Origin of the sequence: Chryseobacterium sp. HMWF035, assembly GCF_003094695.1 — a bacterium.
GTDB lineage: Bacteria > Bacteroidota > Bacteroidia > Flavobacteriales > Weeksellaceae > Chryseobacterium > Chryseobacterium gambrini.
In genome coordinates, this window is record NZ_QEHP01000141.1 from 1 (window position 1) to 14041 (window position 14041).

Sequence of the window (14041 nt, forward strand, 5' to 3'; positions counted from 1 at the left end):
TAATTATATTCCGCTGTGCTATAATCGGTGTTATAAAAAACGCTTGATTGGTTTGAGTTATTAAAAATATTATTAATTGATATAAATGCAATTAAACCACTTGATTTTTTGATTTTAAATATTTTATTAATTGTAAAATCAACTTTATTATAGTTGTCTAATGAGTGACTATTCAATTGATTAAAAGATGGTTGGTAAGTTACTGCATCTAGAAGATATGTTGCTCTATTTACCGTAGTGATATAGCTTCCGGGTCTTTTTGTAAATGATAGGGAAGCTGTAAAATATTTAGGATTATTGTATGTAATCTGTGCTTTAATAAAATATTTTAGATTGTTACTTGTATTAAACTTTTTATCATTATAATAGGCATGCTGATCCATAAATGTATTGGATAATCCCAAAACAAAATTCTTATTGATATTATAATTTACAGATATTTCCGAACCAAATGTTTCTATTAAGTTATAGGCATCAAAATATTCTGAGTTAAAATCTCCAAAATCTTTTTTATAATATAATGCCCCTGTTATATTTACTTTTCTTGAATCATAATAGTAATCTAAAGCTAACTGTCTGCTTTTCAATAATCCTATTGAATGCGAATAGTAGTTAGGAGTGGAATAACTGTAATACTCCCCAAAACATAATAGAAATCGATTCTTGGAATTAAGATGATAATATGATGAAAATTGAGCGCTGATAAAATTCTTTATTTGGTTTTGAGGGAAAATATTCTTTCTGACGGCTGCAGAAACACCTATTTTTTTAGATAATTTATAGTCTGCATAACCGTAAATTTCAGAATAGCTTAAATTATTTTTTTCATTGCTGTTATAGTATGGTGCGTTTTCTTGAAGAGCAAAATAGTATATCGGTTTTACTTCATTATAAGAATAGTTGGTATTAAAAAAATCATACCCATATTGAAAAGTAAAGTCTTTTGAAAATCTGTATTTATGACTTAAAGAAACAAAAAATTGCTGGTTGTTTATTTCAGAGTTCCTTATGCCAAAAGTATAATCCTTGATACTTGTATCAAAAAGCGTAGAAATTCTGAATTTTGATTTTCCCTTTAAATAATCTGCATTATTGATTGTGAAAAATCTTCTTTGCCCTCCCTTAGATGCTCCGGAATAGTTGTACACATTGTTAATTGCACTATAACTTTCATCAATAAAGTAATTGAAGGAATTTATTGAAAATTTTTCTGAAATATTTGATCTGAGATTTATTCCGAAATCATGAGTATAAAAATCTATCAAATTCGGCAAGCTTTTTTTATTAAAAGACAGCAAAGCGTCTGAAAATTGATAATTACCGTAAGCCTGAATAAATGTTTTTTTACCTAACGATTTATTAATCATTAATCCAAAATTAGTCAAAGCAGCTGAAATTTGAATATTTTGAAAGTTAAGCGTTTTATTAGTTTCTATTTCTACAATCCCTGCACTTGAATTGGAATATGTAAGTGGTGGATTGGAAGCATATACATACTGTTTATCTATTATTTCAGTATTCAGAAGGGAAAAATTACCCAATCCGTTTGTTTGTGAGTTACGTACCGGATTCAGCACAGGTGATCCATTGATAAAAACTCTGGTTCTGTCAGCGCTACCTCCTCTTAATGTGGGATTTGCTGATTCATCTACAGAGGTAGATGCTGGAAGTATAGTAATTGCCTTTAAAGCATCGCCATTGGACATTGGATTGAAATATATATCCAGTTTTTCTATTTTTACCACTGAAAATTTTTCTGAAATAGGGTTTTTTCCAACCACTATAACTTCTTCAATTTTCTTTGACCTTGAAGAATCTATTTTTTTTTGTGAAAAAGTATATGAACATATACACAAAGGAATCAAGAATAGAGGTTTATTTTTGTACAGACGCATAATAAATATACATAAGAATAGGTAAAAGCATGAATAGCCATGAAATGATGATTGAAATATAGCTAAGCAAGATATAGAGCAGGTATAAGAACCTTTTTAAGGTAATCATTCTCAAGCGCATGATTTCTTTTGTTTCAAAAAGAGCTGTTCCAAATAAACTTTTATATCCGAAAATATCATTTACCAAATGATAACCATCTGTTCCTGGAAGAAAAAAGTTAATATTGAAAAAGGTTCTGATAGTTATTGAAATCATTAATGTATATGCTAAGAAAGATAAAGTAGGATATCCTGTATGGTATTCTTTTGTAAAGACTAATAGAAACAAAAACAGAAAAATATCAAAAATAATTCCTCCTGAATTAACCCATAATTTGTCTTTTTTGTTCTTTAAGAAGTCAACAAAAATCTTATTATAAAAAACAGGTAAAATAAAAATCATTAAACCAAATCCAAAAATGGTAGATTTTCCTCTGAACTTTTTATACAATAAATAGTGTCCCATTTCATGAAACCATGAAGAAAGTAAAGAAGCCAAATAAATAAAGCCGACTATGGATGAAAAAGAGACAGGAACTGCATACAATGTCTTTAAGTAATTTTCTTTAAATAAAAGAGGTTCTCTTAATAAGTCTGCGATGAAAACTATCATCATTATCCCTAAAGAGAATAGTATGGAATTGATTACTTTAGAATTTTCTGCTATTCTTTCGAAGCGGGTATTTGTAAGATCTAAAGTAAATATTTCTAAAAGTTTGCGATTTTTCTTGAACTTGAAATAAAACCAATCTTTTGACTGTTTTTGATCGTGATCTTCCAATATTCCATTTTCTTTAGCTTTTAATATCAGAAGTTCCAACTGATCAATTTCTATATCAATAATCCCTCTAAAATATTCTATCACATCTTTTTTACTGTTCACTGTTGAATAGTATTTCAGAACCTCATACTCAACTTCTGACATTTTGATGATATTATCAGAATTTTTTGTTTTTAGGAAAACATTATCTTGATCATTTAATAGTATTACAGAAGATTCATTCCACTTCATAACAATAGTAATTTTTATAATTTATTTCCAACAGACATACACATTAAAGGGAGGTGTAACGGGTTTTTTAAATCTAATAGATCATGTATTCTATTGTTTAAAAAACCTCCAAAAGCACAACATCCCAAATCTAATGTACTGGCTGTGAGGTACGCAGAATGCACAAGTTCCCCGATTTCTATAAACGACAAGAGAGTTCCAAAATCTTGATATTTGAAGGAATGTTTATTTATTATACTGGTATAAAAGATATAGAAAGAAGTATTTTCATGATCAATCGACCCTTTTGGATTTGATGAAATTAACATTGCTTTATCAAATGCTTCGAAATATTCAGGATGCTCATCAAAATTTCTGATTAATTCTAATTCAGAATTATGAATATTATACCGATACATTCCTCTTGGAATTTCTTTAATTTTATTATTTACAATATATACTTCACAGGAATACATTCCGCCTCCAGAAGCAATATTTCTTATTTTTCGAGTCACTCTTTCATCATTTCTTAAAGTTATTTCCTCTTCTCTAGTGATAGAATAGAAAAGTTTTAAAAAATCGCCTAATTTTTCGTAACTGATTGATGTGTTATTATATTTTCTGATACTTTTTCTTTGTGAATTAATATCCTTCAAAATATTATATTCTCCCGAAATTTCCTCTGATCCTTTTATAGGAAAGGTTGGACATAAACCTACCTCATAATAGGAATTAAATATTTTTTTTGTTATTTCAGGATTATAATTTACATAAGTGATAACCTCAAATTTTTCTGGAGCATCTACTTGGTAATTCAAGAATTTTATATTTTCTATAAAATCCAAGGTTGAACTACTCAATCGATGTTCTGAAAATAAATTGTTTGCTTTTTCTATATTCATATCTTTCTATTTAAAAAAGCTTGGAAATTCTTTTTTTGCCAGTCCATTTATTTTTTGTAATTCCATCGTTTTTTTTTCTGTTTCATAATATTTCATCAAAATTCGATATAAATCTACTTTCCCCCAATAGGGACTATAGAATGCTTCGTCCTTGCTCATTGGACAAGCAATCCCTTTTATACCATATTCTTCAACTTTTGTCATGCCTCCAAACATTTTGGGAGTGTAGAAGTTTTGAGACGCCAGGACATAATACGCTCTTACATTTTTAGGATCTAATTCAAGGGATTTCTGAGCATTTTCTTGTACTTCTGCAGCGATACTTCCTAATTGAGTCATATTTGCAAATTGAATAGAAAAGGATGTACATGCTGCATATAATGCATAATCTTCCGAATTCTTTAAATTGTCTTTTAAATTTTCTATGGCTTTATCTATAGCCTTACTTGCTTTATCATTATTTTTTAACCCTCTGTAAAGGATAGATTGTTTATAATAAACATAGGTAATCCAATATTTTTTGTAAACGATAGGCATTTTCTCATCATCATTAATATCGACTATCATTTTATCAAATAATTCCGGTTTCTTTTGTGCAAACGCATCTGAAGTATTTTTCTCAATTATATCTTCGTACTGCTCATCAGCCATTTCAATGATATTTTTATTTTTTGATAAAGTATCCTTAAGAATTAATGATGTTGTTTCTTTTACGGTGTCCTTTTTCGATAGGCTATCAACAATGGAAATAAGTTGTTTGTCATTATTCATTGTTTTTATTTCTGCTTTTTTTTCGTTGCATGAAGTAGATAAGTTTACTACGGCAATTAAAATAATAGTTTTCATTATATAATTCATTTTATTGGGTTTATACGTCCAAAATTAAGATTGTGTTTATTTTTAGAATAAGAAAACTGACTGAACTGTAATTTTTTCTTTCCAAAGGGCTACTTATGGAAATGGATGAGGCATTTCAATGAATAAATTTTCTTCAGTAAATAATCCTAAATATGGATAATTAAAATTTCCTGTAAGTAAGTTCAACTTAGGAGTTGTAACTTTTAGTACTTCAAAACCTAATTGTTCAACATCAGGAGCTGTAAGTCTTGTAACGTATATTTCATCTATTCCTTTTTCGATCAATTCTTCCTTTTCGAAATTCTTTATATGATGCTTATAATCTGTTTCTAAATCTTCAAAATATCCATCATCACTCATCGTGTGTAACAGAAGGGGAACTTTTTGTATTAGCTCAGGGTATACATTATATAATGCAAAATGTTTTCTAAAAGAATCAATACCTGTGAAGTTTAATGCCTTTACCTCTTCACCATTAATTGTTCTGAGATTTTCTGCAATAACCATCTCTATATATTCTATTCCTTGATATGCCTCAATACAAGCTTTTGCCAAAGCTTCTTCCATATTAATTCTGGATGCTGCTCCTATGCTTTGGTACATCTTATTTTTCTTTTTGAAATAAATAACGACGACATAGGTTGGGCAATAAGAAAGCTCTCCCAAATCATAAGTGATAATCTTTATTTTTTCGTTATCATAAAGCTTCGTGATATCTTTATTATCTTTGAAAAAATTCAGAATATATTTTTGTGAATATTTCTTGTAAACTCTATTCTTCTGCAAATACCAAAATTTAGAAAATGCATCTCTCTCAATACACTCCAATAAACCCGAAAAAATTGTTTTGTCTTCTGTAACATGGCAAGCAGTTCCAGTGGTAGTATTTATATGAAATAATCCATCCCTTTTTATATTTTCAACATTAGTCATAAAAAAAGGCAGCAGTATTTTTTCATTGTTGAAAAAATTGTAGCTTTCTATCCAATTGACTTCCGTATCATTATTTAGTTTTCTAAGTTTAAAGTTCTCATTCTGATACTGCTCTTTTGTAAAATATAAAATATCTTCTGGACTATAGCATTTATACTTATTACTTAAGTTATCATAACTTCCAAAAACAAGTCCTTTTTCAAGTTGAAATGATGAAGAATATCTTTCAACAAATTCGCCAACAGCAGATAAATAAGCACTCTTCTCATCAAATGAGATTCCTCCTCCTACTATATTAGGTTTATTATTTCCAATAACAAAAAGATTATCTGAGTAAAAAGCACGCTCCAACAAACCTGGTGGCATATAAATATTACTTGCAATCTTTATTTGTGGCCTATTCAAAAAGCCATAGTTCCCAAAATATTTATTTATCATAATGGATTATAAATTTCTATTGGGTTACAAATCTTACAATTAGGAGTTTTAAGAACTGTAAAATTTTGATTTTCATATTGATTAAAGTCAATAAAAATAGCTTTGTTATACAAACCTCTGTCTTTATCTTTTACAACTTTGATAAGTTCTTTATAAATAAATGCCTTATTAATTTCAAAATCTCCAATTTCTAAAACATTATTAACTGTTATAGAATATCCTTCCTTTTGCAATAAATTCTCAACAATAATTTGAGGAGATGAAGTGTTGTAAATTTTTCTTGTTTCTATGCAATTTAAACATACTGTATCCTTAGAGTAATTCATTAAAGGTCCTATAGAAATACCATTATTATATAATTCTATTTGAAAAAAATCACTTTTTGAATTTTGCTGTAACTCACTTATAAGTTTTATATTTTCTTTATTATAATAAAAAGGGGCAATTAATAACGTCAAAAGTGAATTATCAAAATCTTTAATATCTGTATTTCTAGATAAGTTATAAAATTCTTTCACTTCAATATTGAGAGGTAAGTTATGAATAAGATCTCTTAATAATGATTCGTCATTACCAAATTCACCAATGATATTTATTGAAGTTTTTGTCAAATCAGGAGTTTTCAAAAAGGCATTATATTCTAACCATTCCTGAATATTTTCTATATGTTCTTTATCAAAATCCAATTTTTCGGTAGTTGCCGAATTATTTTGATTGTGCATTAATACTTTAATTATATCGCTCGCATTACTTCCCTTAATTTTCTTTATGGTATTAGAGTCGGAAAGTAATAAATACTCATCAGTATCAGTTTGTATGATTTTCCAGTTCATTTCTATGTAATTTTAAAATGGTAAAGAGAAAAATTAGATTACTCTTTACCATCAAAGTAGATTTTTAATGTTTTGTACTTATTTAGCAAGAGCAAGAGCAGCTACTACATGAGTCCGCTGCGTATATATCTTGAACACTAACACCTAAACAACTCTCTACAAGAGGATTAACTGTAATAAGCTGTTTTGTTTCCAGTACTTCTAAAGTCACATTTAACTTTTTCATTTGGATAATCTTTTTAGGTTAGACAATTCCTTGAACAGTTTGTGTTCCTCTCAAGGCTCTAAAGAACATTACGAAAGATCTGCTATCAAATCTTCGACGCAAATATTTAAAAACATCACTTCTAATGCATACAAAGCATTCGAGGATTGATAAATTTCAGAATATTACTTTTCAGTTTTGATAAAAAGGGTTTACAAACAAATGCATTTTGAAGATATACATTTGTAGGATTGAAAAAGGTGAAGCTAATATAAAAATAGATATACTAAACTACCCATCAAATTACTGCCCATCGAAATTGAAACTCTAAAACTAGAAATAGAAATACTTAAAAAGAAATTTCAAGAATAAAAATAAAAGAAAACTCTTGTAATCATAGCGACTTATTATCGCCTATCGCAAAAATGCTTAAGTTAAAAACCTGGTTTTACAATCTAAACTTTTCTTACTCAAGAATTGTATAATTCATTTCCAAATTTCAAGCTAATTGATTATTTTTTAGCATCTTTTGTTGTAGATAAACTAACTGGCCTACTACATCATCGTTTCCAGAAAGATATTTTGTTTTCAATTAAATTTATTGACATTCAATTTTTTTATTTCCTTAAAAATCTCCAAAGCGTATTTTTATTTATAACAAATGGAATATTATTTTTAATTTTAAATTTAACAGTATAAATAATTGACAAACTAACAGTCAATAATCTACAAATATTAACACCCCATGAGCCTATCACAGTATTATCAAAGTCAAAAATCATCCATATCAGATTCATAAAAGAGTGTAACAATATAGGAACCCAAAGGTTGAAGCTCCATTCCGTATAGAGCCAGGCATATAAAATAGAGCCTAAAAAAGTAAGCAGGAAAATCTCTACTAAATCTATAATATGTGATCCCTGATAAAGATGACCTAGCGCAAAAATAAAGGAAGCTATCGCTATAGAAGGAAGAAAACCTAATTTTATAAATCTGTAGAGCACCCCAAAGATAAAAGCCCTATAAATAATTTCTTCAAAAAGTCCAGCGAGAAAACTTTTGGCAAAAAGATTTGCAGGATCTATGTGGCTGTTTAATTTACTAAATAGCAGCCCATAAACCAGCATTGGGATAATAAATAGTCCTGCAAGCGAAATACCTCTACCAAAACCTTTCAGATCCAAACCCAATACAGAAATTATATTTTCCCTAGTAATTATATAGATTGAAACAAATAATGGAATTACAGCCAATACATACACTAAAAAATAGGATAATAAAGAGCAATGGATATAGACATTGAAAGAGTTCATTACTTTTTCAAAGTTATAAGACACTAATGAATAGACTAAAAAAGAAAGAATGGGGACAACAAATAATTTAATTATATTTTTCATTGTTAATACATATTTATAGTACTTCTCAAAACATTATCTTCACGATTCAAAACACTGCTGATATTGGGTTCCAACTTCACATCCGGCACAATACCTTCTCTTTGTGAGGAGTTTCTATCTAAAACGATTCTATAAAGTGGAATTCTTATTTCTATTTTAGTTTCTGGCAACGTAATAGTAGGAAAAGCCCCTCCATTATTGCCATTATATCCTCCTGCAGGTCTAGTTCCTATGATTTTTATATTTTCAAATTGTTTTTCTAAAATTGTAATACACATCGTAGAAGATGAGGCAGTACCTTCGTCTACAATAATCTTTATATCTCTTATATTATTTTCCTTTAATGATTGATAATGATAATTATAGCTTCGGACCTTTGAATTTAATTTTTTCGTTGTAAAAATGTTTTCTAGAGTATATTTTACTTTAGACAGATTAAAATACAGCTTACCCTTCATATTTAAATATTTAAATATATTACTTTTATCATAATCTATATCATATTGAAAAGATTGAGACACCAAATTCTGACACAAAAACATAGCAGACCTTATGTTTCCTCCTAAATTTCCTCTTAGATCAATAATTAATTTTTCAGTATTATTTTTTTTCAAAAAAGTAAAAACCTGCTTAAAGAATTTTTTTGATGATTGCTCAAAGCTGGAAATCTTAAGTACCCCAATATCTCCTGCCATATAAAAGTAATTATTGTTTTGGAATAATATTGAAGATGTATTCCTTGTTATATGTGAAACCATCTTATTTTTTTGAGGCGCAGGAATTTTACTAATGGTGACCATCTCTTTCTCAGTCTGTATACTTACAGTACTATCATTTATAAAATATTCGGCAAGTAGAAAGGGGGAATTTTTTATAAAATAATATTTACCAAAACTATTACCTCCCCCATCACTACCTACCATTTTATTCAAATCATTAAAAACATCTTCAATTGGTATTTTGTTGATCTCAATAATTTTTTCTCCTATTAATTTTTTATTTTCAGAATCTGTGATAAAAAAACCTTCATCATTATTTATAATGGTAATAGGAATGATATTTTTAGCCACAAATGCAGGCTTTGTCACTCCAGTATGAACACACCCTAATGCATAGAAAATTTTCCCTAAGATCACCTTATATTGAAAGTATGATATAGAATCTTCCTGAATATTTCTCTGTTCTGCCGAGATTATCTCCGAAATTTTAGAATTATCAAGATGATCATTATATAAAGGATGTGATTCAATTACAATTTCAAAATATTTCAGATCATTAAGAACATCCTTTTTGGAATATTTTTGTGCGGGAATGTGCATACTAAAAATAAGAAAGCAAAATAGACCGATATATCGGCAATAAAAATGATATAGTGTAGCTGGCTTATTCATTTTTACAGCTACAACTTTGAATAATTTTATTAGCAACTACTGTTGCACCCCATGTAGGATATACACTGTTGCCTTTACTAGTCATAGAAAGGTCTTCTGCAAAAAATTTATTGGCAGTGAAAAGTTCCTTACATAGTTCTGGATACTTGGATTTGAGAAATTGCGCCATCCCTTCTTTAAACAATGTATTCAGAAACAATGCTCTAGGATTATTATTAATTTTAATAGCGCTGTCAAATGAACTAACAATCTCGCCAGAATAATTTCTTCCATACTTCATCGGATCCATACTCACCACTGTTAAATATAAAAACCCTTTCAACGCATATGCTTCACTTTTCTCTCTGTCATTTTTACTTACATCGAATAATTTACCTATGTTTTGCGAACAAAAATTAAAAATATCATTTTTCTCATCCTCACTTTTTGTTTCCTTCAGAGTGAGTAATTTAAAATAAAGAAGATAATAATTAGCTCCCCAGTCATTTTTATACTTACTGCTTAGCCTTTCCATCATTTGAGATTCTTTGCGAAGAGACTCTACCGAATATTCCTTCTCTAAATTTTCAAGAGACTTGAATACTATTTCTTGAATTTCTTTTTCACCAGTTGCACTTTGTTGAGCTTTCGTTAAACCCGTAAAAAGCAAAAATAGGATTAGATAAAAACTTGTTTTCATTATTTCATTATTTAAGGTTGATAATTAAAATATTTTTGTGTTTGATTACAAATGAAGCCTCCTTAAATTTCGGAGGTCCAAACGATCCTCTTGCATCTTGAGAGAAACCGTATAGCTCCAAAGGTATTCCGAGAAAATTCTTATCCAGTTTACCATTTAGATCTTCATCTAGAAAAGCAGATATACATACTGTTTTTCCTAGTTCCAGATCTTTGATGACTACATTCTTTTTATTCCCGTTGTAGTCTACTTTGATTCTTGTAAGGGGAATCTTTAGAAAATTCTGTTCACTATCATAGATCGCTATATACAATATCCCTTTTTTAGGTTCAGGAGTAGTAAATACAACAGAAGCATTCCTCTTTTGAGCATGAGAAAAACTAAAGATAATTATAAATAAAAAAATGAACTGTTTCATATTGTTTGAGAAATAAGTTAATTTTATAAGTCTTTTACTTTGTCTTTTGTTGAGCGGGAGCCTCCTACTGTATAAAATACACCCAGAAAATAAAACCGATCAGATACAGGAAGTATTACTTGCTCTTCACGCAAACCGTTGCTGCTTAGTCCTCCATAATTATAACCAGCAATATTCTTAAAATTAAAAATATTTGATACTGATGCATGAATATAAAATTTATTGGAAAACAGATAAGTAAGATTCATATTAACAGAATTGTATGGTTTTATTCTGGAATTTTGAAACCCTTTTCCATTATTTGGGTTGGTATACGGTTCTCCACTGGAAAATAAATAGGACAACCCTACCATACTGTTAATTGCATCCAACCAGAATTGTGTATTTACCGTCACATTATGTTTAGAGTAAAAAGGAGGTGTTGCAGACTCCGGATAATTCTGATAATCTCTTTTAGAGTCTAGATATGTATAAGATATTCGGTAATCAAAATTATTAAATGTTTTTTTATCATAGAAGAAGAAATCTATACCTTCTGCATATCCATATCCGTTATTATTAAAATTGATTGGTTGTCTTGAATTGGGAGCATATACATATTTGGTAAGGTCATTATATCTCTTTTTAAAAACATCCAGAAAAACAGTTCGGTTATTTTTTTCATAATAAATATTCAAACCATATTGTTCTGCTCTTTCACTTTTAAGATCTCTCTTAAAGTCAAATACAAGATCTCCATTTCTTGGGCTTTGATAATACTGTCCATAATATAATGAGTATTTTACACCATTAGGACTTTTATATTCAGCTCTCACTCGTGGGGAGATTTTAATATCTCTTGTGTAAGAATAATAATCCTGACGAACTCCTGCATTCAAAGAAAAGCCCTTTTTAAATTTGTAGGAATTATCTGAAAAGAAAGATACAATATTGTTATCTATCGCTCTATCTAATCTATTTTTGTCATTATTTTTATCTACATAATCAATATAATAATGCACATTGAGAAATTCTGCCCCGAATGTGCTATTAAGGTTTTTTATAGGAGTAAAAGAAAGCTCAGACTTTATATGAAGCATATTATTATTTACCTTAGATTTATCCTGATCCGAAAAAATACCAGCAATATTTCTATTATTATAGTTATATGCTATTCCTGAGAAAAACTTTACTTTATTTAGATTAAGGTTAATAGTTTGATTGGAATAGATATTTCCTTCATATAATATCGTATTCACTAACTTATTGGAAATAGCAATATCGTCTCTCTGATAATCAAAATTAGTATAATCGAATCTATTGTAAGATTTAAAATATCCATTTTTAAGTTTATAGGTTCCTGCAATTTCCCCTCCTGTCATATTATAATCTCTGTTCCACACATATCTTGAAGGAAATAAAGCTCTGTAAGGCTGTAAATTAACATATTCAACTTTGGTCATTAAAGTAAAGTTATCATTGACTTTGGTATTCAATGAAACATCTGCTCCCACACTTTTCACAGATAATTCAATTTCCCTGTCAACATCATTTGATTTTGTATTAAGAGATAAAATACTGGAAAGTGCCTGTCCATATTCTGAAGAGAATCCTGAAGTAGCAAAGGATACTCCACTGAAGATCATTGGGGAAAAACGACTTCTTGCTGGGATACTTGGTCCAGCCGTTCCAAAAGGACTGCTCATTAACATATTGTTTATCAATACAGCTGATTCTGTCTGATCTCCTCCTCTAACAAATAAACGTCCATCATTGGGATTCAATTGAACACCAGGGTAGGATTTAATAACCGCAGACAATACATCTCCCTGAGAATTTGGTGTCAGAATAAGATCTAAAGGATTAAGTGCTGAAAGCTGCCCTTCGTTACTTTTCTTTTCCCTTACAATGTTTACACCTTCTATTCCTGTTGTTCTTCCTTTATATAGCATCATTTTCCCAAGATCCAGCTCACCGAGCTTTACTTTGTATTCTCCTTCCCCATTATCATATCCATCTTTCTGGTAAATCACTTTGAAATATGATATATTATCAGAAGTTGCTTCAAAGGAAAAGAAGCCTTTGCTATTGGAAGACGAACCGAAAAGCGTTCCATCAATAAAGACATTAACATTTTCGATAGGCTTATTGTATTCATTAACAACATAACCGGAAATCTTGATTTGTGAATAATAACAATTTTGAATAAAAACCATTATTATCAAAATTTTTTTATACATATCTATTCTGTTTTCAAAAGGGTAAATTGTTGATCATCTATAGGATAGACAATATAGTTTAGTCTATCCAGCATATAAGAATTTTCGTCAATTTTAAAAACTGCAAATTTGTTATCCACAATATCCTTCTTTTCTATTTTCAGAATGTCTATCGTTTTATCTTTACTCAACAAAACTTCATTGGAAAGGTATTTATGGAGATAAAACCATGCTTCCCATTGATTGGGATATTTTCTGATGAATATTTCAAAGTGGGAATAAATATTTCGGATGGCTTTATCCGCAAAGTCATTGATATCTACTTTGTGGTCTATTTTTATTTCTTCAAAAAAGTGAACATGAGGATGAAGCTTATCTTCTGAATAATATGTAATAAAAGGAACTATGGGAGTCTTTGTAAAATAAGCAATCTTCGCTAGACCTGTACGGGAATGGATCGTATCAGACAAAAATTTAACTTCAATTGTCTTTTCTTTATTATACACGCCCTTATACCCTGAGTTTCCATCCAGAAATGCATATAATGAATATCCTTGCTTGATAAGCTGAGATATTTCTATAACAGTATTAGCTTTTTCAACATTGATGACTTTAAGGTAATTGGTTACCTGAAACATTCCACAGAAGTGGTCATTAATCTCTAAAATTGATTTTGCTTGCTTATTATAGGTATTTTCATCGACAATCAGTGCAATTTTACTGATTCCATTCAATATCAGAACACTCATAGCAGCTTTACAAAATCCTAAGTGACAGGTAATATAAATTTTTGGCTCCGGACTAATGCCTGAATCATTAAAATTCATTCCTATTTTATTAGAAAACTGCTGTATTTCTGTAAGG

General features: G+C 29.2%; 12 protein-coding genes. All 12 read right to left on the bottom strand.

Annotation, left to right across the window (positions count from 1 at the left end):
* Positions 1 to 1895 (bottom strand): TonB-dependent receptor plug domain-containing protein (locus DD829_RS22030; protein ID WP_116548151.1); only part of this gene is annotated, 1895 nt, incomplete at its 3' end.
* Positions 1876 to 2946 (bottom strand): hypothetical protein, encoded by a 1071-nt coding sequence (locus DD829_RS22035; RefSeq protein ID WP_108409664.1) that lies wholly within the window; start codon positions 2944 to 2946, stop codon positions 1876 to 1878. The genes DD829_RS22035 and DD829_RS22030, both read right to left, overlap by 20 nt.
* 14 nt (positions 2947 to 2960) lie before the next feature.
* Positions 2961 to 3827 carry a SagB family peptide dehydrogenase gene (locus DD829_RS22040; protein ID WP_116548152.1) on the bottom strand — a complete coding sequence of 289 codons (867 nt, stop codon included), beginning with the start codon at positions 3825 to 3827 and terminating at the stop codon, positions 2961 to 2963.
* A gap of 6 nt (positions 3828 to 3833) precedes the next feature.
* The gene (locus tag DD829_RS22045) at positions 3834 to 4673 is read right to left on the bottom strand and encodes a hypothetical protein (RefSeq protein ID WP_123906961.1); all 840 of its coding nucleotides are present in this window, start codon (positions 4671 to 4673) and stop codon (positions 3834 to 3836) included.
* A 105-nt stretch (positions 4674 to 4778) separates the two neighbouring features.
* The gene (locus tag DD829_RS22050; protein ID WP_108411554.1) at positions 4779 to 6056 is read right to left on the bottom strand and encodes a YcaO-like family protein; all 1278 of its coding nucleotides are present in this window, start codon (positions 6054 to 6056) and stop codon (positions 4779 to 4781) included.
* Positions 6053 to 6889, bottom strand: a complete 837-nt coding sequence (locus DD829_RS22055) for a hypothetical protein (protein ID WP_116548153.1) — start codon at positions 6887 to 6889, stop codon at positions 6053 to 6055. Before DD829_RS22055 ends, DD829_RS22050 begins: the two co-directional genes overlap by 4 nt.
* 822 nt (positions 6890 to 7711) lie before the next feature.
* Positions 7712 to 8491, bottom strand: coding sequence for a CPBP family intramembrane glutamic endopeptidase (locus DD829_RS22060; protein ID WP_108409907.1), 780 nt, complete (start codon positions 8489 to 8491; stop codon positions 7712 to 7714).
* A gap of 2 nt (positions 8492 to 8493) precedes the next feature.
* Positions 8494 to 9882 carry a S41 family peptidase gene (locus DD829_RS22065; RefSeq protein ID WP_116548154.1) on the bottom strand — a complete coding sequence of 463 codons (1389 nt, stop codon included), beginning with the start codon at positions 9880 to 9882 and terminating at the stop codon, positions 8494 to 8496.
* Positions 9875 to 10561 (bottom strand): hypothetical protein, encoded by a 687-nt coding sequence (locus DD829_RS22070; protein WP_108409660.1) that lies wholly within the window; start codon positions 10559 to 10561, stop codon positions 9875 to 9877. Before DD829_RS22070 ends, DD829_RS22065 begins: the two co-directional genes overlap by 8 nt.
* A gap of 7 nt (positions 10562 to 10568) precedes the next feature.
* Entirely contained in the window at positions 10569 to 10979 is a 411-nt protein-coding gene (locus DD829_RS22075) for a DUF2141 domain-containing protein (protein WP_108409659.1), read from the bottom strand.
* Between the two features lie 23 nt (positions 10980 to 11002).
* Positions 11003 to 13174 (bottom strand): TonB-dependent receptor, encoded by a 2172-nt coding sequence (locus DD829_RS22080; RefSeq protein WP_123906962.1) that lies wholly within the window; start codon positions 13172 to 13174, stop codon positions 11003 to 11005.
* A gap of 26 nt (positions 13175 to 13200) precedes the next feature.
* Positions 13201 to 14041 (bottom strand): hypothetical protein (locus DD829_RS22085; protein WP_228408267.1); only part of this gene is annotated, 841 nt, incomplete at its 5' end.